Source organism: Caulobacter sp. GW821-FHT11E10, assembly GCF_058808375.1.
This window is the reverse complement of the sequence record NZ_JBXARP010000011.1, coordinates 155,925-180,791: the sequence shown is the minus strand read 5'-3', so window position 1 is coordinate 180,791 and position 24,867 is coordinate 155,925. Positions and strand designations below refer to the sequence as shown.

Sequence of the window (24,867 nt, the reverse complement as noted above, 5' to 3'; positions counted from 1 at the left end):
ATGACGCGACGTCACATTTGGCGGAGGCCTAGAACCGCACGCCCGGCTTCCACAGCCCCGCCACCAGGCCCGCGAAGACGATCAGCCCAGCCATGGCGTTGGACTTGAACAGCTTCAGCGCCGCCGGCCCATCGTCGATCCGCACGGCGGCGGCCTGGCGCGACAGGTGCAGGACGAACAGGGCCGCCAGCGGCAGGAACAGCGGACCGATGTCGCCGACCCAGCCGGCGACGATCAGCATCACGAACGACGCCAGATAGAACCCCGCCACGCCGACCTGGACGTGGTCGCCCAGGCGTCGCGTCGAGGACTTGATGCCGGCCAGGGCGTCGTCCTCGATATCCTGGATCGCGTAGATCGTGTCGTAGCCGAGGGTCCAGAAGATGCCGGAGGCGTAGAGTGCGACAGCCGACCACGACAGGTGCGGTGTCGGCGCCAGTACAGCCATGCTGCCGGGGGATGCGGCAGTCATAAGACCTGCCACAAGGTGATAGACCGTCGGCGCTCCTCCGCTTGCGGCAGCATAACCGAGCAAGGCTCCCCAGTTGAAGGTCAGGCCCAGCCACGCCTGCGGCCACCAAGTGATGCGCTTCATAAAGGGGTAGGCGGCCACAAGCCCGAGGGAGAGCGCGCCGAGAAGCAGGCATAGCGGGTTCAGGCACAGCAGGATCAGCAGGCTGACCAGGCTGCAGCCGGTCAGGAACATCCAGGCCTGCTTGACCGTGATCAGCCCCGCCGGGATCGGGCGCATCGCGGTTCGAGCGACTTGCGCGTCGAAGTCGCGGTCGACGATGTCGTTGAAGGCGCAGCCCGCGGCGCGCATCAGGGCCGCGCCCAGGAACACGGCCAGCAGCAGCAGCGGGTTGGGCCAGCGGCCCTGTTCGGCGCTGGCCAGGGCGATGCCTTGCCAGCCGGGCAGCATCAGCAGCCAGATCCCGGCCGGCCGGTCGAACCGGCCCAGCTTCAGCCAGGGCCGCAGGCGCTCGGGCGCGTGGCGGTCGACCCAGTTGGTGGCGACGGCGTCGGGCAGGATCGTGCTCATGGGGCGAGGCTTAACCCGCGAGCACGGAGCGGGAAAGACTCGAGGCTTTCGGCCGTCGCCCGCGCGCGCTAGCGTTCGCCCATGAGCCTGCCGCCCCGTCGCAAACCGCGCCGCCGCCTGACCCGCGTCGAGCGCTGGGCGTTGGACGGCATTGGCGGCGCCCTGCTGGCGACCGGGGCGGTGGGGATCGTCACGCCCGGCCTGCCGACCACGGTGTTCTGGATTGGCGCGGTGCTGTGCTTCCTGAAGACCCGCCCGCACGCCGTCCGGCCGATGCTGCGCGTGCCGGTGGTCGGGCCCGCGATCGTCTGGTTCCTGCGCTGGCGCCCGTTTGGCGGCGGGCGGAAGAAGCGGCGGGGCTGACGCGGGGGCGGGAAAGCACTATCTCCCCGCCATGATCGACGAGGACGAAGACGAGATCGGCGCCCGCAAGCGCGCGCTGTCGAACCGCCAGGTGCTGGGCTTCGTGGCCCGGTTCTGGAAGCGGCGGCCGGTGCTGTTCGGCTTCGGCGTCGGCCTGACCCTGGTGGCGGTGGCCTTCGACCTGGCCCTGCCCTACGCCTCGGGACACCTGGTCGACACCGTCGCTAGCAAGCCGCGCGGCGACGCCGGGGCGTGGTCGGCCCTGGCCGTGTTCATCGGCGTCTATTTCGCCTTCGCGGTGGTGCGCAACATCGCCCACCGGTTCTGGATCCCCTTGGCGGCCCGGAACATGGAGGAGATGACCAACGAGAGCTTCGCCAAGGTCCAGGCCTTCTCGTCGGACTGGCACGCCGACAGCTTCGCCGGGGCGACCGTGCGCAAGCTGACCCGGGCGATGTGGGGCTATGACAGCGTCACCGACGCGGTGACCATCTGGCTGGGCCCGGGGGTCATCGTGCTGGTCGGTCTGTCGATCGCCATGCTGATCCGCCAGCCGCTGGCCGGCGGCGTCTCGTTGGTCGTGGTCGTCGCCTACCTGTCGGTGAACCTGGCAATCACCGAGCGCTATGTGCGGCCCAGCAACCTGAAGTCCAACGCGCTCGACTCCAAGATCGGCGGCGCCCTGGCCGACGCCGTGACCTCGAACCCGACCGTCAAGAGCTTCGGCGCCGAGACCCGCGAGGCCGAGCGCCTGGCCGAGGTGACGGCGCAATGGCGTGATGCGGTGATGGTCACCTGGAGCCGCTTCACCGATGTCTGGCTGGGCCAGAACCTGCTGCTGGTCGTGCTGCAGGCCGGCCTGACCGGATCGATGGTCTGGGGCTGGGCGCACGGCACGGCCACGCCCGGCGACGTCGCCTTCGCGATCACCGCCTTCATGCTGATGAGCGGCTATCTGCGGAACCTGGGCGAGAATATCCGCATGCTGCAGAAGGGCATCGACGACACCGAGGACGTCGCCGCCTGGACGCGCCTGTCGCCGCAGATCGCCGACGCGCCGGACGCTCCCGACTTCAAGCCCGGGCCTGGCGCCATCGCGTTCGAGAACGTCACCTTCCGCTACAAGGCCGCTGGCGCGCCGCTATACGACCACTTCAGCCTGGAGATCGCCCCCGGCGAGCGCGTGGCCCTGGTCGGGCCGACGGGCTCGGGCAAGTCGACCTTCGTCAAGCTGGTCCAGCGCCTGCACGACCTGCAGGACGGGACGATCTTCATCGACGGCCAGGACGTTTCGAAGGTGGCCCAGGCGTCCCTGCGCCGCGCCATCGCGGTGGTGCCCCAGGACCCGGCCCTGTTCCACCGCACGCTCCTTGAGAACATCGCCTACGGCAAGCCGGACGCGACCCGCGAAGAGGTGGAGGACGCCGCGATCAAGGCCCGCGCCCATGACTTCATCCTGCGCCTGCCCAAGGGCTACGACACCCTGGTCGGCGAGCGCGGCGTCAAGCTGTCGGGCGGCGAGCGCCAGCGTGTGGCCATCGCCCGGGCGTTCCTAGCCGACGCCCCGATCCTGGTGCTGGATGAGGCGACCTCGTCGCTGGACGTCGAGACCGAGGGCCATGTCCAGGCCGCCGCCGAGGCGCTGATGGAAGGCCGGACCACGATCGTCATCGCCCACCGCCTGTCGACGGTGCGCGGCGCCGACCGGATCCTGGTGTTCCAGGGCGGCCGCGTCGTGGAGGAGGGGCGTCATGCCGAACTGACGGCCAAGGGCGGGGTCTATGCGCGGCTGAACGCGATCAGCGCGGGCGTGATTTAGATTACTTCTTGTCGAGGGTGACGAGCCCGGCCGTCAACGGCGACGCGGACGCGAGGCAGTCGTCGGATGAGGGGCGCATCAGTAAGCGCTGATCGCCGACCATCAGGTCCTGGCGTGGAATCGGCGCGTCCAGCCGCACTGACCCAGACTTCAGCGCGGCGACGATATCGACATTTCCGCAGGAAGGGGTCGCCATTGCGACCCTGCGCCAGCGGCCGTCCTTCAACTTCATAACGTCGAACGTCGCGCCCGTGGTCATCAGCACTTCGTCCTGGCCGTCCCCGTCGACGTCGAGCAGAAGGATCGAGCAGTTGGTTTCCGCAAACGCGCAGACCGAGGCGGTGTCATGGGCCGCGGGATCCTGGCTAAGGAAGCTCGCAGGCAAGGCTTTGCCAGCCGGATAGACCGGCGTCTTCGAAAGGTCCGGGCCTGACCTAGCGAAGACCGGGGCCTTCTCCTTTGCCACGCTCGCCTCGTGCGCCCGGCGCGCCAAGCCTTTGTCGGCGCTGACCTTCATCCGGTCTAGCGCCTCGCGCCCGTACCGCCCGCTATCGAAGCGCAGGAACTGGAAGTCGAATTTCGCCGCCGTGACCTTGCCGGCCTCCAATCGCTTCACCTGGCTCCCCACCGACAGCCGCGCCGGGTCGGCGATGGGGGTGAACAGCGCGATCAGCAGCAGGACCGAGACGGCGGCCATGATCAGGTTGGTCGGCTCCACGGGCTTCATCCACGGGCCCTTGCGCAGGGCGGCGATGGCGTAGCCGATCGTGAAGCCCATCGCGACCACGAGATAGGCGCTCGCGAACACCCGGTCCGGCGTCAGGCCGTACTGGTTCACGCGCAGCCACAGGGCGTAGGCGGCCAGCACCACGATCGGGATCAGCAGCAGGCTGGCGATCCGCGCCGCCCAGCGGGGGATGACGTGCGGCGGCTCGACCCCGTCCTGGTAGGCGGCGTTGATCAGGATGATCAGGGCGGCGGCCGCGGCCAGCAGCAGGGCGGTGGCGGCCTTGGTGCCCCACAGCGGGGCGAGGCCGGTGAAGGGCAGGGTGGCCAGGAAGCCGGCGGCGATCACCACCATCAGGGGCGACAGCCAGGCCAGCAGGGTCAGCCCCACGCTCCGCACGCCGCGCACCAGGCCGGCCCGGGCCTCGGTCAACTGCACGGCCATGTGGACGGCGGCGGCGAACATCAGGCCCGTGGCTGGAAAGGCGAAGGCCGTCTCCTGGGTCAGTTTCTCGATGGCGTTGACGCCGATCAGCTTGAACAGCGCTCCGGCCAGGAACAGCAGCAGCCAGAACGCGCCGGTGAAGGCCAGGGACAGGGCCAGGCGCACCAGGTTGGTCGAGGCCAGCTCGAAATAGTCCGCATAGGGCGCGACCGGGCGGCGGACCGCCTCGGCCGGCTGGACCAGATGGTGGGCGATGAACAGCAGGGCGGCCACGGCGATGAACAGCGGCGGCGACAGCGGTCCCGAGCCCAGGCGGTCGGGCTGCGCCCCCGCCCAGGCCGCGTGGGTCGCCAGGATGGCCGCCACGACCGCCGCGATGGCGGTCCAGCCGATCAGCGCGTTCCGCCGCATCGCCGACAGCGCCGCCAGCGGCAGCAGCGGGACCATCAGGGCGCAGACCAGCAGCGGCGCATAGAGCATCGGCTGGGTCGCCGGCCAGGCCTTGGACTCATCGGCCTTCTGCAGCAGGAAGAGAACGATCCCCTGGAGCAGGCCAATGGCCAGGCGGGTCAGGGCGGTGGTCCGAACCGTCTTGGCGTCCGTCACGAGTGTCTCCTTGCAAGCCGTCACAGCATCACGCCCGCACGTGGTTGTGAAGCTGCGCCGGTTCGCTTAGCAATTTCGACCTCAGTCGAGGGGTCATCATGAAACAGTCTTTCAAGGCCGGCGTTGCGGCGCTCTGCATCATTGCCGCGATGGGTGGTCCGACCGCATTCGCGCAGGACAAGTCGGGCGACAAGCCCGCCGCCGAGAAGTCGGGCATCGACCTGCCGCCGCTGCCGGCCGACAAGTCGGTCAAGCAGACGGCCGTGATCGGCGGCAAGACCGTCGCCTACACCGCCACGGTGGGCGTGCTGCCGGTGCGCGACGAGAAGGGCAAGAAGATCGGCGAGGTGGTCTACACCTCGTACGTTCTGGACGGTCCTCGCGATCCGGCTCGGCCGATCACCGTCGCCTTCAACGGCGGCCCCGGCGCGGCCTCGGTCTATCTGAACTTCGCGATCGGCCCCAAGCGCGTGCAGTTCGGCGCGGAAGGCGACAGCCCCTCGGCCTTCACCAAGCTGGAGGACAATCCCGCCAGCTGGCTGGATTTCACCGACATGGTGTTCATCGACCCGGTCGGCACCGGCTTCTCGCGCTCTCTGGTCAATGAGGAGGAGAGCAAGAAGCGCTTCTTCGGCGTCAAGCAGGACATCGACTACCTGTCGCGGATCGTCTTCGACTACCTGGTCAAGACCGAGCGCCTGGCCTCGCCGAAGTACCTGGTCGGCGAGAGCTATGGCGGCTTCCGTGGGCCGCGCCTGGCCTACACCCTGCAGACCGACCTCGGCGTCGCGGTGAAGGGCGTGGTGCTGGTCTCGCCGCTGCTGTCCAGCGCCGGCCGCACGGCGGGCGAGATCTCGCCCCTGCCGGCCATGTGGACCCTGCCCTCGATCGCCGCCGCCAAGCTGGAGCGCGACGGCAAGCTGTCTACCGACAGCATCAAGGCCGTCGAGGACTATACGCGCGGCGAATACATGGTCGACCTGATGAAGGGCTCCGACCCCGCCGCCCTGGACCGGTTGACCACCAAGGTCTCGGCCATGACCGGCCTGGATCCCGCCTATGTCCGCCGCGCCGGCGGCAAGCTGGAGACCCAGTCGTTCCTGCGCGAGGTGTTCCGCGACAAGGGGCGGTTGGGCAGCCGCTACGACAGCAACGTCACCTCGCTGGATCCCTTCCCGAACGCCCCGACCCAGGAGGTCAACGACCCGATCCTGGACGCGATCATCGCCCCGACCACCAGCGCCATCGTCGACTTCACCACCCGCATCGTCGGCTGGAAGCCGGACGCTCGCTACGAGGCGCTGTCGGGCTCGGTGAACCGCCTGTGGGATCGCGGTCGTGGTCCGGACACCGAGTCGGTCACCGACCTGCGCAAGGTCGTTTCGGTCGACCCGAAGCTGAAGGTGCTGATCGTCCACGGCTACAACGACCTGTCGTGTCCGTTCTTCGCCTCGCGCCTGGTGGTCGACGCCATGCCGGCCACGGCCGGCGGCCGCGTGACCCTGTCCAACTATCCGGGCGGCCACATGTTCTACAGCCGTCCGGACAGCGGCGCGGCGTTCCGCAAGGATGTCATGGCCCTCTACGGGGCGAAATAGTCGGGCCCGGTGTCGGCGTGGGGCCTTCCCGGACGTCCTGGTTTGGCGGCTAGATCGGCCGTCAGCTTGAGGATCGACCCGTGAAGGCTCCCGCCGCGTCCATCGACGACTATCTGTCCAAGCTGCCCGCCGAGCAGCGCTTGGCCCTGGAGACCCTGCGCGGCCAGATCCGCGCCGTCGCCCCCGAGGCGACCGAGGCGATCAGCTATGGCCTGCCGACCTTCAAGCTGGACGGCAATCTCGTGCATTTCGGCGCGGCCGCGAAACACTGCGCCTTCTATCCGGGCGCGGTGATCGACCAATTCGCCGAGCAACTGGCCGGCTTCGAGACCAGCAAGGGCACGATCCGGTTCCAGCCGGACGCGCCCCTGCCGCCCGCCCTGGTCCGCGACATCGTCGAGCACTGCGTGGCGCGGAATCGCGAGATCGCGGCCGGGCGGGCGAAGCGCCGGAAGGGCTAGCGCGCCAGCCGCCCGTCCTCCAGCGCCGCCGGCTCGAACGAGAAGACGACGTCGGGATCGGGCTTGGCCACGCCCTTGACCAGCTTCTTGTCGCCGGCCGAATGCAGCAGCCAGCGGATGACGTTGAGCCGCGCGGCCTTCTTGTGGTCGGCGCGGACGCAGACCCACGGCGCGACATCGCTGGAGGTGCGCATCAGCATCTCGTCGCGCGCCTTGCTGTAGTCGTCCCACTTGTCCTGGGCGACCTTGTCCAGGTCGCTGGTCTTGAAGGCCTTCAGCGGGTCCTCGCGGCGGGCCTTCAGGCGCTCGGCCTGGACGTCGCGGCTTATATCCAGCCAGAACTTCACGTAGCGCAGGCCGTTCTCGACCAGCAGCCGCTCGAAGGCGGGCACGTCACGCAGGAACTGCTCCTGCTGTTCGGCCGTCGAGAAGTCCATGACCCGCTCGACCCCGGCCCGGTTGTACCAGGAGCGATTGAAGATCACCGCCTCGCCGTTGGCCGGGAGGTAGTCGACATAGCGCTGGAAGTACCACTCGCCGCGCTCGCGCTCGGTCGGCTTTGGCAGGGCCACGACGGTGGTGGCGCGCTTGGACAGGTGCTCGGTGACCCGGGCGATCGTGCCGTCCTTGCCGGCGGCGTCGCGGCCCTCGAACACGATCAGCAGCTTGTCGCCGTTCTTGATCGCCTTCTTCTGCATCTCGATCAGCGCGAGCTGCAGCTGAACCAGTTCGTTGTCATAGTCGTCGGACTTGCTCATTCGGCGACCCTACCCCCGGAAACGGTTGTTGAGCTAGAAGGACGAAATGATCCGCCTTTTCGTTCCCAACGATCTCTCCGCCGGCGCCGGCGTCGTCCCCACCGTTGACCAGACGCGCTACCTGACCTCGGTGATGCGCCTGGGCGTCGGGGCCGAGGTGCTGTTGTTCAACGGTCAGCACGGCGAGTGGCGCGCGACCATCATCGAGTCGACCAAGCGCGGCTGCCTGCTGAAGGCCGAGGAGCAGACCCGACCGATGGCGTTGGGCCCGGACCTCGACCTGATCGTCGCCATGGTCAAGCGCGGCCGGGTCGAGACCATCGTCGAGAAGGCCGCCGAGCTGGGCGCGCGCCGGGTGCGCCTGACCGTCACCCGACGGACGAATGTCGACTTCGTCAAGCTGGGTCGCCTCGACGCCATCGCCATGGAGGCCGCCGAGCAGACCGGCCGCCTGGACGTGCCCGAGGTCGCCGACCCCGAGAAGCTGGACAAGATCCTCGACGGCTGGGACCCAGGCCGACGCCTGGTGTTCTGCGACGAGGGCGGTGACGCCAGACCCGCCATCGAGGCCCTGGCCGGAAGCGGCGATCCGGCCGCCATCCTGATCGGTCCTGAAGGTGGCTTCGCCCCCGAGGAACGCGAGCGCCTGCGGGGACTTTCGTTCGTCACGCCGGTGTCGCTGGGCCCCCGCATCCTGCGCGCGGACACGGCCGCGATCGCCGCCATGACCTTGTGGCAAGCCGCCGCCGGAGACTGGCGCTAAAAATATATGCTGACGGTCACCTCTTGAGGTTCGCAAAGAAAACGCCCAACTGGGCGTGACCGAGTTCGCCGTCGGCGGAGAGAATGGGCCCTCTCCTCCCGCAGCACTACACCCTGGGGAGGGACGGCTTGCATGGCCGACACCACTAGCGTTCACGAGCGTCAGCTGACGCTCGCCGATCTGACCGAGTATTTCGCCCAGGGCTCCAAGCCCAAGGAGCGCTTCCGCGTGGGGGCCGAGCACGAGAAGTTCGGCTTCTATCTGGGCTCCCACACGCCTGTTCCGTACGAGGGCGACAAGGGCGTTCACGCCCTCCTGACCGGCCTGCAGCGCTTCGGCTGGAAGCCCGTCATGGAAGGCCCGACCATCATCGGCCTGGAACGCAACGGGGCGAATGTCAGCCTCGAGCCGGGCGGCCAGTTCGAGCTCTCCGGCGCGCCGCTGGCGACCATGCACGACATCTGCGACGAGACCGGCCAGCACCTGGACGAGGTCAAGACCGTCGCCGACGAGCTGGGTCTCGGCTTCCTGGGCCTGGGCTTCTCGCCGCTGTGGAAGCGCGAGGACGTGCCGGTCATGCCCAAGGGCCGGTATGTGATCATGCGCAACTACATGCCCAAGGTCGGCAATCTCGGCCTCGACATGATGCTGCGCACCTGCACGGTGCAGGCCAATCTCGACTTCTCCAGCGAAGCCGACATGGTCGCCAAGTTCCGCATGAGCCTGGCCCTACAGCCGATCGCCACGGCCCTGTTCGCCAATTCTCCGTTCACGGAGGGCAAGCCGAACGGCTTCCTGTCGTCGCGCGCCAACGTCTGGACCGACACCGACCCCAACCGCACCGGCCTGCTCGACTTCGTGTTCGAGGACGGTTTCGATTTCGAGCGCTACGCCCGTTACGCGCTGGATGTGCCGATGTACTTCGTCAAGCGCGGCGACAAGTATATCGACGTGGCCGGCCGCAGCTTCCGCGACTTCATCGAGGGCAAGCTGCCCGAGCTGTCGGGCGAGATCGCCACGATGAAGGACTGGGCCGACCACACGACCACGGCCTTCCCGGAAGTGCGCCTGAAGACCTATTTGGAAATGCGCGGCGCCGACGCCGGCCCGTGGAGCCGCCTCTGCGCCCTGCCGGCCTTGTGGACCGGCGTCTTCTACGACGACGCGGCCCTGGCCGCGGCCTGGGACCTCTGCAAGGACTGGACGCTGGAGGACCGCGAGGGTCTGCGCCGCGACGTGCCGAAGCTGGGCCTGAAGGCCAAGGTCGCCGGCCGCACCGCTCAGGACGTGGCCAAGGACTTCGTGGCCATCGCCCGCTCGGGCCTGAAGAACCGCGCCCATATGAACGGCGGCTTCCTCGACGAGACCATCTATCTGGGCGAGCTCGAGCAGATCGCCGACAGCGGCATTACGCCGGCCGAACGCCTTCTGTCGCTCTACGAGGGCGAGTGGAAGGGCGACATCAGCCGCGTCTTCACCGACTGCGCCTATTAGAAAGTCGCGCGGCGCTTGGGCGCCGCGCGCGAATACGCCGCTAGAGCGACCCCACGCCCTTGTAGGGCTGGTCGACATCGCGCTCGATCCGTTCCGGATCGGGCATGTCGACATTGGGCGGCCAGCGTTCGGCCTGGCTGGCCCCTGAGCCGCTGTCGGTGTGGCGGATCACCTCGTCGACGTTCAACGCCTCGGTCTCGGCGGCGTTGAGGTCGCCCAGCTGGAACTCGACGTGCTCGGGATAGAAGGCGACGCGATTGCCGATCCGGCCGGCGGCCTGGAAAGGGTCCTCGTAGGACCAGACGGCGTTTTCGATGACCTTGGCGTCGCGATAGATGGTGAAGTACGCCGCGTCGCCCTTGTAGGGGCAGTGGGTCACCTTGTCGGTCCGGCGCAGGAACGCCATCCGCACGTCGCCGCGCGGGAAATAGTAGACCGGCGGATAGCTTGCTTCCTTCAGTACCAGCACGTCGTCGCTGTCGGCGATCTCGTGGCCCTCGAACAGGACCCGCACCGTGTTGGGCGCGCGGGTGATGGTGATCGGGTGGGTTTCGTCGGGGATCTTCATGGTCGGGCTCCCGTCCGTGATTGGGGTTCGCCATGCAAACGCACGGACCGCCCGCTAGGCTTCACGTCAAAGATTGGAGGCCCAGGCGCCGCCGGCAAGGCGTTGCTTGTGAAACCGCCAGCCGCGTGATCTTCTCCCCGCCAAATTGGGGCCGACGGGGATGATTTGACCAATGGGGGGTCGATCCCTGTCTCTCGTTACGTTCAAGGCTAGCGTATGAACATCGTTATCGCCGCGGGCATTCTGGTCACGCTGGTGACCGGCATTCCTGTCGTCATCCAGCTACTGAAAGGCCATCCGCGCGGCCTGATTATCTGCTTCCTGGCCGAGATGTGGGAGCGCTTCTCCTACTACGGCATGCGGGGCCTGCTGATCTTCTATCTGACCCAGCACTTCCTGTTCGACCCCAAGGTCGCCAGCGGCCACTACGGCTCCTACACCTCGCTCGTCTATATCGTGCCCCTGCTGGGCGGCTTCCTGGCCGACCGCTATCTGGGCACCCGCAAGGCCGTGGCCTTCGGCGCGATCCTGCTGGTCGCCGGCCACCTGGCCATGGCGGTCGAGGGCAAACCGGCGGTCCAGACCCTGACCTATGCCGCCCAGACCTACGAGTTCCAGGCCGCGGGTCGCGGCGACGAGCGCGTGGCCAAGCTGATCGTGGCCGGAAAGCCCTACGAGATCTCGGCGACCGAGGCGGGCGACTTCTCGGTCAAGGGCCTGCCCGCGGACGCCGGCCTCCCGGCCGTTCTGCCCAAGGGCCAGTACAAGCTGGACGTGAAGGACCGCGACCCGCTGTACCTCAACATCTTCTGGCTGGCGCTTTCCCTGATCATCGTCGGCGTGGGCTTCATGAAGTCCAATGTCGCCGCCCTGGTCGGGCAGCTCTATCCGCAGGGCGACGCGCGCCGGGATCCGGGCTTCACCCTCTACTACTACGGCATCAACCTCGGCTCGTTCTGGGCCGCCATTCTCTGCGGCGTGCTGGGCGTCAATGTCGGCTGGTGGGCCGGCTTCGGCGCCGCGGGCCTCGGCATGCTGGTCGGCTTCATCATCTTCGTGCTGGGCAAGCCCTGGCTGTTGGGCAAGGGCGAGCCGCCGGCCGACGCCAAGCTGAAGGAGAAGGTCGCGGGGCCGATCACCCGTGAGCTGGTGATCTACGGCGTCTCGATGCTGGCCGTCGTGGCGGTGTTCCTGGTCGTCCAGCGCACGCCGGTGGTCAATGTGACCCTGCTGGCCGGCATGTTCGGTTCGCTGGGCTACATCCTGTGGTTCGCCTTCGCCAAGTGCGAGAAGGTCGAGCGCGAGCGCCTGCTGCTGGCCACCATGCTGGTGCTGGGCGCGGTGGTGTTCTGGACCCTGTTCGAACAGGCCGGCTCGTCGCTGAACCTGTTCGCGGCCTCCAACGTCAACCTGAAGCTCCTGGCCAAGCCGGTCGAATGGTTCGGCGGGGCGGTGGTGCTGGGCTCGCCCGAGCAATTGACCGCCGCGGGGATCTCCACGAGCGGCAAGCTGTGGGTCAACACGGCCTTCAACGCCGCCCAGACCCAGGCCATCAACGCCGGCTGGATCCTGATCTTCGCCCCGGTCTTCGCCGCCCTGTGGACGCTGCTGACCGCGCGGGGGATCAACCCCAACCCGATGATCAAGTTCGGCCTGTCGCTGATCCAGGTCGGCGCGGGCTTCCTGATCCTGCTGATCGGCGCGACCTTCGCCGACGGCGCGTTCAAGATGCCGCTGATCTTCCTGGTGCTGATGTACATGCTGCACACCACCGGCGAGATGTGCATGTCGCCGGTCGGCCTGTCGCAGATGACCAAGCTGTCGCCGCTGCAGATGGTCTCGTTCGTGATGGCCGTCTGGTACATGGCCCTGGCCATGGCCAACCTGTTCGGCAGCTGGATCGCGGCCATCGCCTCGACCGAAACCATCGGCGGCCAGGTCCTGAACCCCGCCGCCGCCATGGCTCAGTCGTTGCTGGTCTTCAAGATCATCGGCCTGGTGGCGATCGGGATCGGGGTCCTGTTCCTGGCCCTGTCGCCGATCCTCAAGAAGTGGTCGCACGGCGCGGACGACACCGGGGAGGCGCTGGTCGCCGACCCGAGCGTCTCGGGCCAGGCCTAAAGCTAGGAAGGGCCCCGGCGACGATCCGGGGCCCTTCGCGGAGGCGTGGAGGGGCCACGCCTCATCTCGGGTGGGACGGCCCTCGCGGTGGCTCAATACCGCGAGGGCCGTTTCCGCTCCCTACCCGAAGCTCTTGCGCACCTTGAGGAACAGGTACGGTTCGAACGGAACCTCGCGCCGTTCCGTCTGGGTGACGACTCCCGAAGCGCGGCTGCCCTGGTAGATCACCCGGGTGCGGCTCTTGTGACGGCTGGCCCAGTTGGCCAGTTCGGCGCGGATCGTCAGGTCCTTGCGCGGCCGCCATTCGGCGAAACCTTCCACCCACTGCTCGAAGGTGAACGTGCGCACCTCGCCGATGCGGTACTGGCGCTGCTCGTTCGGGCAGAAGGTGATGACGCCCCAGCTCCATTTGCCGCCGGGCATGTCGCGGGTGAAGCGCACGTCGCAGGTGAAGGGTGTCTGGCCCGAGATCCGCCGCTTGGCGTGGGTGACCGGGTCGGTGACCTCGCTTTCGGCCCACGAGAGCCGCGTCTTCAGCTGGCCGCCGCTGACGCCCAGCTTGTCGGTCGGCAGCGTCAGGTTGACCTGGTAGAAGTCGCTCACGCCGTCGCCGATGTTGCCCGGGGCCTCGAAGGTCTTGTTGATCGGAATGACGTCGACGACGTCCTGAAGCTCGGCGTGCCGCCAGCTCAGCACCAGCGCGCCGCCACCCCAGAAACGCTTCTCCCAGGCCGTCTCGATCACCCACTTGCGTTCGGGTTCGAGGTCGGGATTGCCGGCGTCGACCGTACCGGTCTCGGTCCCCGCCGACGAGACGAAGTCGCCGAAGTCCAGCTGGCCGACCTCGCGCTCGACGCGGACGCGCAGCTGGTCGTTCTTGGTCGGCGACCAGGTCGCGAGGACCCGGGGCTTGGGATAGAAGAACGACTTCGACAGCTCGGTGTCGCCGCTCTGGCTGATCCGGGAGACCTCCAGGCGGGCCCCGGCCTCGATGTTCAGCTTGGGGCTGGCCCGCCAGATCGCCTTGCCCGACAGTTCGCCGCGAAGCTCCTCGACCTTCACCTGGGCCGCCGGCAGCGGGATCAGGACGTGGTTCTCGAGATAGCGCGTGTCGCCGTCCAGGAAGTTGTAGGCCCCCTCGACCCCCGCCTCGAACGACAGGCTGTCCGAGCGGCGGTGCTTCAGCTCCGAGCGCAGGATGGTCTCGCCGGTGTCGGTCTTGGCGCTGTAGTCGACGACCTGGCTGGGGACCTCGAAGGTCGAGCCGTAGTTCTCCCGCTGGAGGTTCTGAAGCAGGACCAGTTGCAGGTCGGTGGCCGCCGAAAGCTTGCGGTCGTAGCGGGCGCCGAACTCGCCGGTGTAGTTCTCCAGCGTCTCGCCGTTCACTTCGCGGCCCAGGGCGGGGAACACACGGGTGGCGGTCACGTCGCGATCGAAGCCGAAGTACTCGATCTTGGCGTTGACCCGCGTCTTGCCGCCGAGCATGGGCCGCTGGATCGCGCCGCGCACCAGATAGTTCTGGATGATGTCGTAGCCCTTCAGGGCGTCCTTCGAGGTCGGCACGCCCGCGCCGTTGGTCCGCAGGCGCACGCCGCCGTCGAAGGTGTTGTCGGTCCGGTCGCGGGTGGCCTTCAGGGAGCCTTCCAGGGCGTTGTCGCCTTCGCGACGCGAGCCCTGCAGCTCCAGGATCGGGCCGAAGAAGCCGTCCGGATAGAGATAGGTCTGGACGTTCATGACCTTCTCGACCTGCACGGAGCGCTTCAGGATGATGTTGGCCATCACCGTGCGACCCTGCATGTCGATACCGGGCGCGCCGCCTCGGATCAGGTCGATGCGCTCGACCGTCGAGGCCGAGATCCGCCGCAGCATGTCCTCGAGGGACTCGTTCTTGGTCGTCGGACGCTCGCCGTTGATCAGAAAGTTGCCGGACGTGCCGGCGAAGCCGCGCGCGTTGTCGCCCTGCTCCAGCGAAAAGCCGGGCAGGCGGGTGATCATGTCCAGGGCGGTGCTGGGCTGGGCGGCGGCGAAGAACTCGGGCGCGTAGGGGATGACGCCGCGCTGGGCCGGGTCGGCTTCCTGCGCCGCCGGGGTGGTCGCGGCGGCGGCGGCCGGCGCGGGCGTGTCGGCGGTGGCGATGGCCTGGTCTTCATCGAGGGGCGCCACGCCCGCCAAGGCGATCAACAAAGCGGTCGCGAGCATTGGCGTTCATCCCCCGAAGGACCCTCCCCAGGGCCCGCTGTAATATGGGCGCACGGTGGAGGTGGGCGACGCGGGAAGAAAGTTACAAGCGTGAAATGTGCATTAAACCTTTGAAAGGTTGCCGCTGATCACCCAGCGAGCCGCCTTGCGGAGGGGCTTGCTGACCCATAGGTCCGGGCGGACTGGAGAGCCCATGACCGACACCGTGACGCCGCTGGCCGTGGCCGACCTGACCGGCCCCGACGGCGAGGCGCTGCTGGCGCTGAACAACGCTCATGCCGTGGAGCTGTCCTGGCTGGAGCCCGAACGGCTGGCCCATCTGGTGGCCGAAGCCTTCGTCGCGCGCCGGGTCGACGTGGCCGACGCCCTGCTGCTGACCTTCGACCAGGCGGCCGACTACGACAGCCCGAACTTCCTGTGGTTTCGCGAGCGCTACCCGGCCTTCGTCTATGTCGACCGGGTGGTGGTCGCCGACGGCGCGCGGGGCAGGGGCCTAGCGCGGCGGCTCTATGACGACCTGTTCGCGGCGGCCAAGGCGGCCGGCCACGAACGGATCGTCTGCGAGGTCAATTCCGACCCGCCCAACCCGGCTTCGGACAGGTTCCACGCCGCGCTGGGCTTCGTCCCCGTGGGGACGGCCGAGATCCACGGCGGGAAGAAGACGGTGACCTATCTGGAGCGGGCGCTGTAGGCGCATCGCGTCCTTCGAGGCGCGCTCAGGAGCGCGCACCTCAGGATGAGGGACTCATTGCTCTGAATTCCTCATCCTGAGGTGTGAGGCGAAGCCGAGCCTCGAAGGACGCAGGGCCTAAACCGCCGTCCCGCCCACCGTCAGGCCGGTGATCTTCAGCGACGGCTGGCCGACGCCGACCGGCACGCCTTGGCCAGACTTGCCGCAGACGCCGATGCCTGGATCGAAGTCGAAGTCGTTGCCGATCATCGTCACCTTGGTCAGGGCGCTGGGCCCGTCGCCGATCAGGGTCGCGCCCTTGACCGGGGCGGTGATCTTGCCGTCCTCGACGAGGTAGGCCTCGGTGCACTGGAAGACGAACTTGCCGTTGGTGATGTCGACCTGGCCGCCGCCGAAATTGGCGCAGTAGAGGCCGCGCTTCATCGAGGCGATCATCTCCTTGGGATCGTCATGACCCGCCAGCATGCCGGTGTTGGTCATGCGCGGCATGGGCATGTGGGCGTAGGACTGGCGGCGGCCGTTGCCGGTCGCCTTCATGCCCATCAGCCGCGCGCTCATCCGGTCGTGCATGTAGCCGACGAGGATGCCGTCCTCGATCAGGATGGTGCGCTCGGTCGGGGTGCCCTCGTCGTCGACGGTCAGGGAGCCGCGCCGGCCGGGAAGCGAGCCGTCGTCGAAGACGGTGACGCCCTTGGCGGCCACGCGCTCGCCGATGCGGCCCGAGAAGGCGCTGATGCCCTTGCGGTTGAAGTCGCCTTCCAGGCCGTGGCCGACGGCCTCGTGCAGCAGCACGCCGTTCCAGCCGGGACCGAGCACCACGTCCATCTCACCGGCCGGACAGGCGACGGCGTCGAGATTGACCAGGGCCATGCGCAGGGCTTCGTCGACCTGGTCCTGCCACCGGTCGGGGCTGATCCAGGCGGCGAAACCGGCGCGGCCGCCGGCGCCCGAGCTGCCCGTCTCGCGGCGGCCGTCCTTCTCGACGGTGACCTGGACGTTGACCCGCACCAGCGGGCGGATGTCGCGGATCAGCTTGCCGTCGGCGCGCAGGATCTCGACCACGCGGCGTTCGCCGGCCATCGAAGCCATCACCTGTACGACGCGCGGGTCGCGGCCGCGGGCGAAGGCGTCGATCTGCTGGAGCAGGCTGACCTTGTCGGAGAAGTCGGGCGAATTGACCGGATTGTCCTCGCCGTAGAGCTTTTCGTTGGTCGAACGCGGCGCTTCGGCCGAGACGCCGGCGTGGCCGCGCTTGGCCAGGCTGGCGCTGTCGGCGGCGCGATGGATGGCGGCTTCGCTGATCTCGGCGGCGTGGGCGTAGCCCGCCGTCTCGCCGGCCACGACGCGCAGGCCGAAGCCCTCGCCGGAATCGTAGGAGGCGCTCTTGAGGCGGCCGTCGTCGAAGACGAAGGCTTCGCTCTCGGAGCGTTCGAGGAAAAGTTCGCCGTCGTCGGCGCCGGTCAGGGCCTCGCCCAGGATTGACCGGGCGCGTTCAGGATCGACGCCGGCGGCGTCCAGAAGCGAAGGGCCCAAATGGGAAGAGGCGGGGAGAGGAGCGTTCATGGACCTACAGGTAGGCCTTCCGAACGCGTCCGTCACCCCGCCCCTATTGTCGCAAGGCGGTCAATTCGCGCCTGATCAGTACTCGCGGCGAACTTCGCCGGAGCCGCTGATCTCGCTGCTGATCGACTTGGGCTCGGTGCGCAGTTCGACGTCGCCGCTGCCGGAGATGTCGAGCTTGACCTTCTCGGTGGCGAACACCGCGCCGCCGCCGCTGCCGGACACGCCGACGACGGCGTCCTTGGCCTTCAGGTCGGTCAGGTTGACGTAGCCCGAGCCGGAGTTGTCGACCGCGATGGTCTGCACCCGGCCTTTGGCGTCGACATCGCCGCTGCCGCTGACGCTCACCGCGAAGGTCGGGTGGTCGTACTTGCGGATGTCGAGATCGCCCGAACCGCGGATGTCGAACTTGGTGACGTCCGGGGCGATGACCGTGATCCTCACCCGGTCGGAGTCGCTTTCGACCCGGAGGCCGTGCGAGTCGATGGTCAGGCGATCGTGGTCGAGGCCGTCGCTGTCCTCGATGGCGATGCGGCCACCGTCGACGCGCAGGCGGTCGATATAGTCCTTGGGCCCCGACGCGACGATCTTGGCCTGGTCGCCCTGGACGAACACGACGTCGACCGGCAGGTCGATGATCAGCTCGTCCTTGCCCGTCCAGGCGAAGGTGCGGTCGACGCTAGGCGAGACGCGCTCGCCGTGGACGCGGACGTGCTTGCCCGTCCGGATGACCCGGCCGTCGTCGCGGATGACGACGGTGTCGCCGTCGTGTTCGAACGGCAAGGTCCAGCCGTTCTTCATGATCTCCGGGCCGGCGATGGCGGCCACGGCGGCGAAACAGCCGACCGAGAGCACGAAACTGGCGCCGGCGACGATGAGCGTATTGCGGATCAACATGGTCCCCTCCTCTCCGCTCAGACTTGATCAATGGCCGGCTTCAACAGCCGGTAGTGGAGGCGGGCGTACCAGACGACCGCGTTGAAGACCCCGACGGTGACCAGCGTCAGCAACGCGCCGAGGCAGGTGGCCAGGCCCATGAAGCCCACGCCCGTCAGGAAGGCGGTGAACGGGCCTCCGGGCGGCGCCGTCAGCGGGCCGGCCGCGAAGATGAAGCCGCCGACCACGAACATGGTCACGACGGCGACCAGGAACCCGAACAGCGCGGCCAGCACGCCCATCAGCAGGGGCAGCAGGAACATGATGTCCAGGGCGCCCAGGCCCAGAAGGGCGATGATGGCGGCCAGGGCGTTGGAAGGATTTTTCTTCTCCTCCCACTGCTTCAGGCCGGCCTCGGCGCGCATCTCGCGGGCCAGGCGACCGGGGTCGCCCAGGGCGGCGGCCGTTTCGGCTTCGCTTCGGCCGGCCGCCTGGGCGTCGGCGAAGTGAGCCTCGTGGTCGGCGACGATGTCGGCGATGGTGGTCACCGGCAGGCCGGCCAGGCCTCGACGAAGACGAACGATGAACTCGGCGCGGGTCATGCGGCGGCTCCCACGATGTCGTTGACCGCGTTGGCGAAGGCGGTCCACTCGGCTTTCTGTTGCTCGAGGCTTTGGCGCCCGACCGTGGTCAGGCGGTAGTATTTGCGCGGCGGACCGCTCTGGCTTTCCACCAGATAGGTCTCGACCAGCCCATCCGACTGCATGCGGCGCATCAGCGGATAGATCGTCCCTTCCCCCATATCGATGTCCCTCGTGAGCCTGCTGGCGATCTCGTAGGCGTAGCTGTCGGCGTGCGAGAGCAGGGCCAGTACGCACAGCGCCAGCACGCCTTTCTTCAGTTGGATTTCAATCGTTTCCGGCACGGCTTCCTTGCCTCCGTTGATGCTCCCTTCTACTGCACGGTACTGAGTGGTGCAAGGTACCTACTGATGAACGATACGTAATGATGCGGAGAGGCTATCAAGCCCTTGATGAAACGGATTCTCAGCTGGATCGCCTCCCGCTGGGGATAAGGGGGCAATCCCATGTCGTGGGCGTGGTCTCTGGTGCTTGGCAACCGCTGGCGATGCGCGTATGCAGCCTCCGGACCGGTCCTTGGGGCGGGCTAGGCGTCGACGCGCGACTCACCGTCAGCGAAGTCGATCGCAGAGCGCGGATCAGGGATCGAATGTGCAAGTCGGCGCGGTGCGGCCCTTCAGGGTCAAGTCGCCGCCGAAACGGGCCGTGAGGGATATGAAGGCGCAATTTTCGGGGTTTCGGCGGATCATGACGGGCGCGTCCGCCCTCGCCGCTACGATGATGTTCGCGGGGAACGCCCTCGCCGAGGATCTGATGGGCCAGCCCACGCCGGGGGCCATCGACCTCCAGCCGGCCGCTTCTTCGCTGAAGCATGACGCCATCTGGTTCCACAATATCATCCTGATGCCGATCATCACGGCCATCACCCTTCTGGTGCTGGGCCTGCTGATCTGGATCGTGGTGCGCTACAATAAAAAAGCGAACCCGATCCCGGCCAAGTTCAGCCACAACACCACCGTCGAGATCATCTGGACGGTCGTGCCGGTGCTGATCCTGATGGTCATCGCCATCTTCTCGTTCCGGCTGCTGTTCGGCTACAACGACATGCCCAAGCCCTACATGACCGTGAAGGCCACGGGCTATCAGTGGTACTGGGGCTACGAGTATCCGGACCAGAAGATCAGCGAAATCGTCTCGCTGCCGCTCACCAAGGAACAGGCCGAAGCCAAGAAGGTCCCGTACCTGCTGGCCGCCGACAAGGCGATGGTCGTTCCCGTGAACCAGGTCGTCCGCGTCCAGGTCACCGGCGCCGACGTGATCCACGCCTTCGCCCTCCCGGCCTTCGGTCTGAAGACCGACGCCATCCCGGGCCGCCTGAACGAAACCTGGTTCAAGGCCGAGAAGACCGGCGTCTACTACGGCCAGTGCTCGGAACTCTGCGGCGTCGATCACTCGAACATGCCCATCGAGATCCAGGTCGTGACGCAGGCTCAGTTCGACGCCTGGGTTAAGGAGAAGACGGCTCCGCCGGCTCCCGCCGCTGCTCCGGCTCCGGCCGCCGCGGCCGCGACCCCCGCTTCGGCTCCGGCCGCTCCCGCTTCCGCACCGGCCGCGGCTCCCGCCGCGCCGGCGGCCTAAGAATACGATCGTAGGATAGAAGTCCGATGGCTCACGCCGCAGACACTCACGATGCCCACGGCGGTCACGACGACGCCGACCACCTGCCGCCCTTCTTCAAGCGTTGGTTCTGGTCCACGAACCACAAGGACATCGGCACGCTCTACATCCTGTTCGCCATCATGGCGGGCTTGGTCGGCGGCGCCCTCTCGGGCCTGATCCGCTGGGAGCTGATGCATCCGGGCATCCAGGTGTTCACCGACGATGGCCTGCTGGCGCAGCTCGGCGTCTTCAAGGGCAAGCACGGCTTCAACGCCGTGGTCACCGCCCACGCCCTGATCATGATCTTCTTCATGGTCATGCCCGCCATGATCGGCGGCTTCGGCAACTGGTTCGTTCCGATCATGATCGGCGCGCCGGACATGGCCTTCCCGCGGATGAACAACATCTCGTTCTGGCTGCTGGTCGCCGCGTGGGTCCTGCTGGTCAGCTCGATGTTCGTCGACGGCGGCCCGGGCCACGGCTTCGGCGGCGGCTGGACGATCTATCCGCCGCTCTCGACGATCGGCCACAAGGGTCCGGCCATGGACCTGGCGATCCTGTCGCTCCACCTGGCCGGCGCTTCGTCGATCCTGGGCGCGATCAACTTCATCACCACGATCTTCAACATGCGCGCGCCGGGCATGACCCTGCACCGCATGCCGCTGTTCGCCTGGTCGGTGCTGATCACCGCCTTCCTGCTGCTGCTGTCGCTGCCCGTCCTGGCCGGCGCCATCACCATGCTGCTGACCGACCGCAACTTCGGCACGCACTTCTTCGACCCGGCCGCCGGCGGCGACCCCGTCATGTTCCAGCACCTGTTCTGGTTCTTCGGCCACCCGGAAGTGTACATCCTGATCCTGCCGGGCTTCGGCATCGTCAGCCACATCGTCTCGACCTTCTCCAAGAAGCCCGTGTTCGGCTATCTGGCGATGGCCTACGCGATGGTCGCCATCGGGTTCGTCGGCTTCGTCGTGTGGGCGCACCACATGTACACGGTCGGCATGAGCATCAACCTGCGCGCCTACTTCGTGGCCGCGACGATGATCATCGCCGTCCCGACGGGCGTGAAGATCTTCAGCTGGATCGCCACGATGTGGGGCGGCTCGCTGGACTTCAAGACGCCGATGCTGTGGGCGATGGGCTTCATCTTCCTGTTCACGGTCGGCGGCGTCACCGGCGTCGTCCTGTCGAACGCCGGCATCGACTACAGCCTGCACGACACCTATTACGTCGTCGCCCACTTCCACTACGTGCTGTCGCTCGGCGCGGTGTTCGCGATCTTCGCCGGCTTCTTCTACTGGTTCGAGAAGATGTGGGGCGTGAAGTACAACGAAGCTCTGGGCTGCGCTCAGTTCTGGATCATGTTCGTGGGCGTGAACCTGGTGTTCTTCCCGCAGCACTTCCTGGGCCTGCAGGGCATGCCGCGTCGCTACGTCGACTATCCGGAAGCCTTCGCGAAGTGGAACTACGTCTCGTCGGTGGGCTACATGATCACCGCCGTCGGCGTGGGCGTGTTCCTCATCATCCTGCTGGAAGCCGCGATCCGTCGCCGCAAGGCCGAGGCCAACCCGTGGGGCGAAGGCGCCACCACGCTGGAATGGACCCTGTCCTCGCCGCCGCCGTTCCACCAGTTCAGCGAACCGCCGGTGATCAAGGAAGACAGCCACCACTAGGCTGTCGTCCGAAACCGGACCAAGACGCGGGGGCGCGGTCGGGACCTTAAGGGTCCGGGCCGCGCCCTTCGCCCATTCAAGACCGATATATTCCTCTCGATGTCGAAGACCCTCGCCATGACCCCGGAGACCGCGCCCGACACGTCGCCGCCAGACCTGTCTCAGGCCGCGCGTTGGCAGGACTATTTCCAGCTGATGAAGCCGCGCGTCATGTCGCTGGTGGTGTTCACGGGCCTGACCGGCCTGCTGGCCGCCCGCGCGCCGATCCATCCGGTGCTGGGCGCGATCGCGGTGCTGTGCATCGCCGTCGGGGCAGGGGCCTCGGGCGCTCTGAACATGTGGTACGACGCCGACATCGACCAGCAGATGCGCCGCACGCGCGGCCGTCCGGTCCCGGCCGGCAAGGTCAAGGGCGAGGAGGCCGCCTCGCTGGGCGTGGTCCTCAGCTTGCTCTCGGTGATGTTCCTGGGCTTCGCGATCAACTGGTTCGCGGCTGCCCTGCTGGCCTTCACCATCATCTTCTACGCCGTCGTCTACACGATGTGGCTCAAGCGCTGGACGGCGCAGAACATCGTCATCGGCGGCCTGGCCGGCGCCCTGCCCCCCGCCATCGGCTGGGCCGCGGCCACGGGCTCGGCCCCGCTGAACGCCTGGCTGATGGTGGCGATCATCTTCTTCTGGACCCCGCCGCACTTCTGGGCCCTGTCGCTGTACGTCACCACCGACTACGCCAAGGCCGGCGTGCCGATGCTGCCGGTGGTCAAGGGCGCCAAGGAAACCCGCAAGCAGATCCTGATCTACAGCCTGCTGCTGGTGCCGATTTGCCTGACGCCGGTGCTGACCGGCCTGGGCGGCCCGGTCTATCTGGCGGTGGCGGCCCTGGGCGGGGCGGTGTTCCTGTTGCTGGCCTGGAGGGTCTTCGCCAGCAAGGCTGGCGACGCGGCCGACCCGCGCGTGGCCGACCGCGCCCTCTACGATGTCACCGAGGACGAGAAAGCCGCCAAGGGGGCGCAGGGCGCCAAGGCCGCGCGCAACCTGTTCGCCTTTTCGATCCTCTATCTGTTCGCCCTGTTCGCCGCCTTGCTCGGCGAGGCCGTGGTGGGCGTGCATGCCCTGGAGCTGCTGAAGTGAACCAACCTATCGACAAGCAGGCCGCCAAGAAGGCCCGTGACGGGCGCAATATCGCGCTCGGCCTGGGCCTGGTGGTCTTCGTCATCCTGGTGTTCGTGGTCACCCTCGTGAGGCTTGGCGGCAGTGTCGCGCACCACGCCTAAGGGAACCCCGGAACAGCAGGCCATGGCCCGTCGCAATGGACGGGTGGCGTTGATCTGCGTGGCCGCGTTCTTCGGCATGGTCGGGGCGGCCTATGCCGCCGTGCCGCTGTACAAGCTGTTCTGCCAGGTCACCGGCTTCGACGGCACGGTGCGCAAGGCCGAGGCCAAGCCGACCCGGATCCTGGATCGCAAGGTCAAGATCCGCTTCGACGCCAATATCCGAGAGCTGCCCTGGCAGTTCCAGACCCTGCAGGCCAGCCAGGACATCCGCATCGGCGACACGGGCCTGGCCTTCTTCAAGGTCACCAACCCGACCGACAAGCCGCAGACCGGCCGCGCGCTCTACAACGTGGTGCCCGAATCAGCCGGCCCGTATTTCCAGAAGCTCGAGTGCTTCTGCTTCACCAGCCAGACGATCCAGCCCCACCAGACGGTGGAGTTCCCGGTCGTCTATTTCGTGGATCCCCAGTTCGTGGACGATCCCGAAACCAAGGGTAAGAACGAGATCACGCTCAGCTACACGTTCTTCCCGGCCGTCGACGACGGCAAAGCTGGAAAAGTCACCGCGTCGACGACGCCTCGTATCGTCGAACCCCTTGGCGGCGCACCGTCGAGAGGGCTATAGCGTTCACAACGACCACGGCGCGGGGGACCAGCGCCGTGCTCAGAGGGATATAAGGGTTAGCAGCAACATGGCCGGCGCCGTCAAACACGACTACCACATCCTTCCGCCCAGCCCGTGGCCCTTCGTGGGCTCGCTCGCCGCGACGGTCATGGCCATCGGCCTGATCGGCTGGATCAAGGGCGGCGTGTTCTGGATCGAGAAGGGCAACTGGGCGATCTTCGCCGCCGGCTTCGCGGGCGTGCTCTACACCATGTTCGGCTGGTGGTCGGACGTGGCCAAGGAAGCCAAGGCCGGCGACCACACGCCGGTCGTCTCGATCGGCCTGCGCTACGGCATGATCCTGTTCATCGCCTCGGAAGTCATGTTCTTCGTGGCGTGGTTCTGGATGTTCTTCGAGATGGCGCTCTTCCACGAGCACCGCACGCTGTCGGCGATCGAGGAAGTCCGCACCGCCTGGGCCACCTGGCCGCCCGCCGGCGTCGAGACCGTCTCGGCCTGGCACCTGCCGCTGGTCAACACCCTGACCCTGCTGCTCTCGGGCACGACCGTCACCTGGGCTCACCATGCTCTGCAGGTCGGCGACCGCAAGGGCGCCAAGTGGGGCCTGATCCTGACCATCGCGCTGGGCGCGCTGTTCACCGCGATCCAGATCTACGAGTACAGCCACATCAACCACGAGCAGCTGTTCTACTCGGAAGCCGCCGTGAACTCGGGCCTGTACGGTTCGACCTTCTTCCTGGCCACCGGCTTCCACGGTTTCCACGTGTTCGTCGGCACCCTGTTCCTGATCGTCTGCCTGATCCGCCTGATGAAGGGCGCCTTCACGCCCAAGCAGCACTTCGGCTTCGAAGCGGCCGCCTGGTACTGGCACTTCGTCGACGTGGTCTGGCTGTTCCTGTTCGCGTTCATCTACGTGATCTTCGGGGCCTCGGCTCACTAAGGTCGAAAGATCCAAGGGGCCCGGA

The 24,867-nt window shown here is 67.3% G+C and carries 23 protein-coding genes and 1 pseudogene; 14 read left to right on the top strand and 10 right to left on the bottom strand.

Annotated elements, in window-relative coordinates; translation table 11 throughout:
• Positions 1 to 28: 28 nt before the first annotated feature.
• A complete protein-coding gene (locus tag AC1RRV_RS22470; protein ID WP_492861872.1) occupies positions 29 to 1,042 on the bottom strand; it encodes a UbiA family prenyltransferase in 1,014 nt (337 codons plus the stop codon).
• An 81-nt stretch (positions 1,043 to 1,123) separates the two neighbouring features.
• On the opposite strand from AC1RRV_RS22470, the gene AC1RRV_RS22465 reads away from it, so the two are divergent.
• Positions 1,124 to 1,405 (top strand): DUF454 family protein, encoded by a 282-nt coding sequence (locus AC1RRV_RS22465; protein ID WP_492861871.1) that lies wholly within the window; start codon positions 1,124 to 1,126, stop codon positions 1,403 to 1,405.
• 31 nt (positions 1,406 to 1,436) lie between these two features.
• Positions 1,437 to 3,224 carry an ABC transporter ATP-binding protein gene (locus AC1RRV_RS22460; protein WP_492861870.1) on the top strand — a complete coding sequence of 596 codons (1,788 nt, stop codon included), beginning with the start codon at positions 1,437 to 1,439 and terminating at the stop codon, positions 3,222 to 3,224.
• A 1-nt stretch (position 3,225) separates the two neighbouring features.
• Here the strand turns inward: AC1RRV_RS22460 and AC1RRV_RS22455 are convergent, their stop codons facing one another.
• Positions 3,226 to 5,001, bottom strand: coding sequence for a DUF4153 domain-containing protein (locus AC1RRV_RS22455; RefSeq protein WP_492861869.1), 1,776 nt, complete (start codon positions 4,999 to 5,001; stop codon positions 3,226 to 3,228).
• Between the two features lie 98 nt (positions 5,002 to 5,099).
• Between AC1RRV_RS22455 and AC1RRV_RS22450 the strand changes: the two genes are divergently transcribed.
• Positions 5,100 to 6,599 (top strand): S10 family peptidase, encoded by a 1,500-nt coding sequence (locus AC1RRV_RS22450; protein ID WP_492861868.1) that lies wholly within the window; start codon positions 5,100 to 5,102, stop codon positions 6,597 to 6,599.
• A gap of 80 nt (positions 6,600 to 6,679) precedes the next feature.
• Positions 6,680 to 7,060 (top strand): iron chaperone, encoded by a 381-nt coding sequence (locus tag AC1RRV_RS22445; RefSeq protein WP_492861867.1) that lies wholly within the window; start codon positions 6,680 to 6,682, stop codon positions 7,058 to 7,060.
• On the opposite strand, the gene ppk2 is transcribed toward AC1RRV_RS22445, so the two are convergent.
• A complete protein-coding gene (gene ppk2 / locus AC1RRV_RS22440) occupies positions 7,057 to 7,818 on the bottom strand; it encodes a polyphosphate kinase 2 (protein WP_492861866.1) in 762 nt (253 codons plus the stop codon). The two genes, AC1RRV_RS22445 and ppk2, sit on opposite strands and share 4 nt — an antisense overlap.
• 46 nt (positions 7,819 to 7,864) lie before the next feature.
• Between ppk2 and AC1RRV_RS22435 the strand changes: the two genes are divergently transcribed.
• On the top strand, positions 7,865 to 8,581 hold the full coding sequence (locus AC1RRV_RS22435) for a 16S rRNA (uracil(1498)-N(3))-methyltransferase (RefSeq protein WP_492861865.1): 717 nt from the start codon (positions 7,865 to 7,867) through the stop codon (positions 8,579 to 8,581).
• A 132-nt stretch (positions 8,582 to 8,713) separates the two neighbouring features.
• The gene (locus AC1RRV_RS22430; protein WP_492861864.1) at positions 8,714 to 10,075 is read left to right on the top strand and encodes a glutamate--cysteine ligase; all 1,362 of its coding nucleotides are present in this window, start codon (positions 8,714 to 8,716) and stop codon (positions 10,073 to 10,075) included.
• Positions 10,076 to 10,115: 40 nt separating this feature from the next.
• Here the strand turns inward: AC1RRV_RS22430 and AC1RRV_RS22425 are convergent, their stop codons facing one another.
• Complete coding sequence (locus AC1RRV_RS22425; RefSeq protein ID WP_492861863.1) at positions 10,116 to 10,643, bottom strand: DUF427 domain-containing protein; 528 nt, start codon at positions 10,641 to 10,643, stop codon at positions 10,116 to 10,118.
• Between the two features lie 216 nt (positions 10,644 to 10,859).
• Between AC1RRV_RS22425 and AC1RRV_RS22420 the strand changes: the two genes are divergently transcribed.
• Positions 10,860 to 12,764, top strand: a complete 1,905-nt coding sequence (locus tag AC1RRV_RS22420) for a peptide MFS transporter (RefSeq protein ID WP_492861862.1) — start codon at positions 10,860 to 10,862, stop codon at positions 12,762 to 12,764.
• 120 nt (positions 12,765 to 12,884) lie between these two features.
• On the opposite strand, the gene AC1RRV_RS22415 is transcribed toward AC1RRV_RS22420, so the two are convergent.
• Positions 12,885 to 14,963, bottom strand: a complete 2,079-nt coding sequence (locus tag AC1RRV_RS22415; RefSeq protein WP_492861861.1) for a TonB-dependent receptor plug domain-containing protein — start codon at positions 14,961 to 14,963, stop codon at positions 12,885 to 12,887.
• A gap of 193 nt (positions 14,964 to 15,156) precedes the next feature.
• On the opposite strand from AC1RRV_RS22415, the gene AC1RRV_RS22410 reads away from it, so the two are divergent.
• Positions 15,157 to 15,654, top strand: coding sequence for a GNAT family N-acetyltransferase (locus AC1RRV_RS22410; RefSeq protein ID WP_492861860.1), 498 nt, complete (start codon positions 15,157 to 15,159; stop codon positions 15,652 to 15,654).
• Here the strand turns inward: AC1RRV_RS22410 and AC1RRV_RS22405 are convergent.
• The 5 genes and pseudogenes from AC1RRV_RS22405 to AC1RRV_RS22385 all read right to left on the bottom strand — a co-directional run.
• A pseudogene (locus AC1RRV_RS22405) lies at positions 15,652 to 15,769 on the bottom strand (hypothetical protein); the annotation flags it as partial. The gene AC1RRV_RS22410 and the pseudogene AC1RRV_RS22405 sit on opposite strands and share 3 nt — an antisense overlap.
• Positions 15,770 to 15,771: 2 nt before the next feature.
• Positions 15,772 to 17,217, bottom strand: a complete 1,446-nt coding sequence (gene tldD, locus AC1RRV_RS22400) for a metalloprotease TldD (RefSeq protein WP_492861859.1) — start codon at positions 17,215 to 17,217, stop codon at positions 15,772 to 15,774.
• Positions 17,218 to 17,292: 75 nt separating this feature from the next.
• On the bottom strand, positions 17,293 to 18,111 hold the full coding sequence (locus AC1RRV_RS22395) for a GIN domain-containing protein (protein ID WP_492861858.1): 819 nt from the start codon (positions 18,109 to 18,111) through the stop codon (positions 17,293 to 17,295).
• 17 nt (positions 18,112 to 18,128) lie between these two features.
• Positions 18,129 to 18,692 carry a DUF1700 domain-containing protein gene (locus tag AC1RRV_RS22390; RefSeq protein WP_492861857.1) on the bottom strand — a complete coding sequence of 188 codons (564 nt, stop codon included), beginning with the start codon at positions 18,690 to 18,692 and terminating at the stop codon, positions 18,129 to 18,131.
• Complete coding sequence (locus AC1RRV_RS22385) at positions 18,689 to 19,015, bottom strand: PadR family transcriptional regulator (RefSeq protein ID WP_492861856.1); 327 nt, start codon at positions 19,013 to 19,015, stop codon at positions 18,689 to 18,691. Before AC1RRV_RS22385 ends, AC1RRV_RS22390 begins: the two co-directional genes overlap by 4 nt.
• Before the next feature lie 370 nt (positions 19,016 to 19,385).
• Here AC1RRV_RS22385 and coxB point away from each other — a divergent pair, with 370 nt between their 5' ends.
• The 6 genes from coxB to AC1RRV_RS22355 all read left to right on the top strand — a co-directional run bounded on the left by coxB (position 19,386) and on the right by AC1RRV_RS22355 (position 24,842).
• A complete protein-coding gene (gene coxB, locus AC1RRV_RS22380; protein ID WP_492861855.1) occupies positions 19,386 to 20,309 on the top strand; it encodes a cytochrome c oxidase subunit II in 924 nt (307 codons plus the stop codon).
• Positions 20,310 to 20,335: 26 nt separating this feature from the next.
• Complete coding sequence (gene ctaD, locus AC1RRV_RS22375) at positions 20,336 to 22,003, top strand: cytochrome c oxidase subunit I (protein WP_492861854.1); 1,668 nt, start codon at positions 20,336 to 20,338, stop codon at positions 22,001 to 22,003.
• Between the two features lie 99 nt (positions 22,004 to 22,102).
• Entirely contained in the window at positions 22,103 to 23,134 is a 1,032-nt protein-coding gene (gene cyoE, locus AC1RRV_RS22370) for a heme o synthase (RefSeq protein WP_492861853.1), read from the top strand.
• Positions 23,131 to 23,277, top strand: coding sequence for a cytochrome c oxidase system small membrane protein (locus tag AC1RRV_RS22365; protein ID WP_492861852.1), 147 nt, complete (start codon positions 23,131 to 23,133; stop codon positions 23,275 to 23,277). Before cyoE ends, AC1RRV_RS22365 begins: the two co-directional genes overlap by 4 nt.
• A gap of 22 nt (positions 23,278 to 23,299) precedes the next feature.
• The gene (locus AC1RRV_RS22360; protein WP_492861851.1) at positions 23,300 to 23,902 is read left to right on the top strand and encodes a cytochrome c oxidase assembly protein; all 603 of its coding nucleotides are present in this window, start codon (positions 23,300 to 23,302) and stop codon (positions 23,900 to 23,902) included.
• A 67-nt stretch (positions 23,903 to 23,969) separates the two neighbouring features.
• A complete protein-coding gene (locus AC1RRV_RS22355; RefSeq protein WP_492861850.1) occupies positions 23,970 to 24,842 on the top strand; it encodes a cytochrome c oxidase subunit 3 in 873 nt (290 codons plus the stop codon).
• The last annotated feature ends 25 nt before the right edge of the window (positions 24,843 to 24,867 follow it).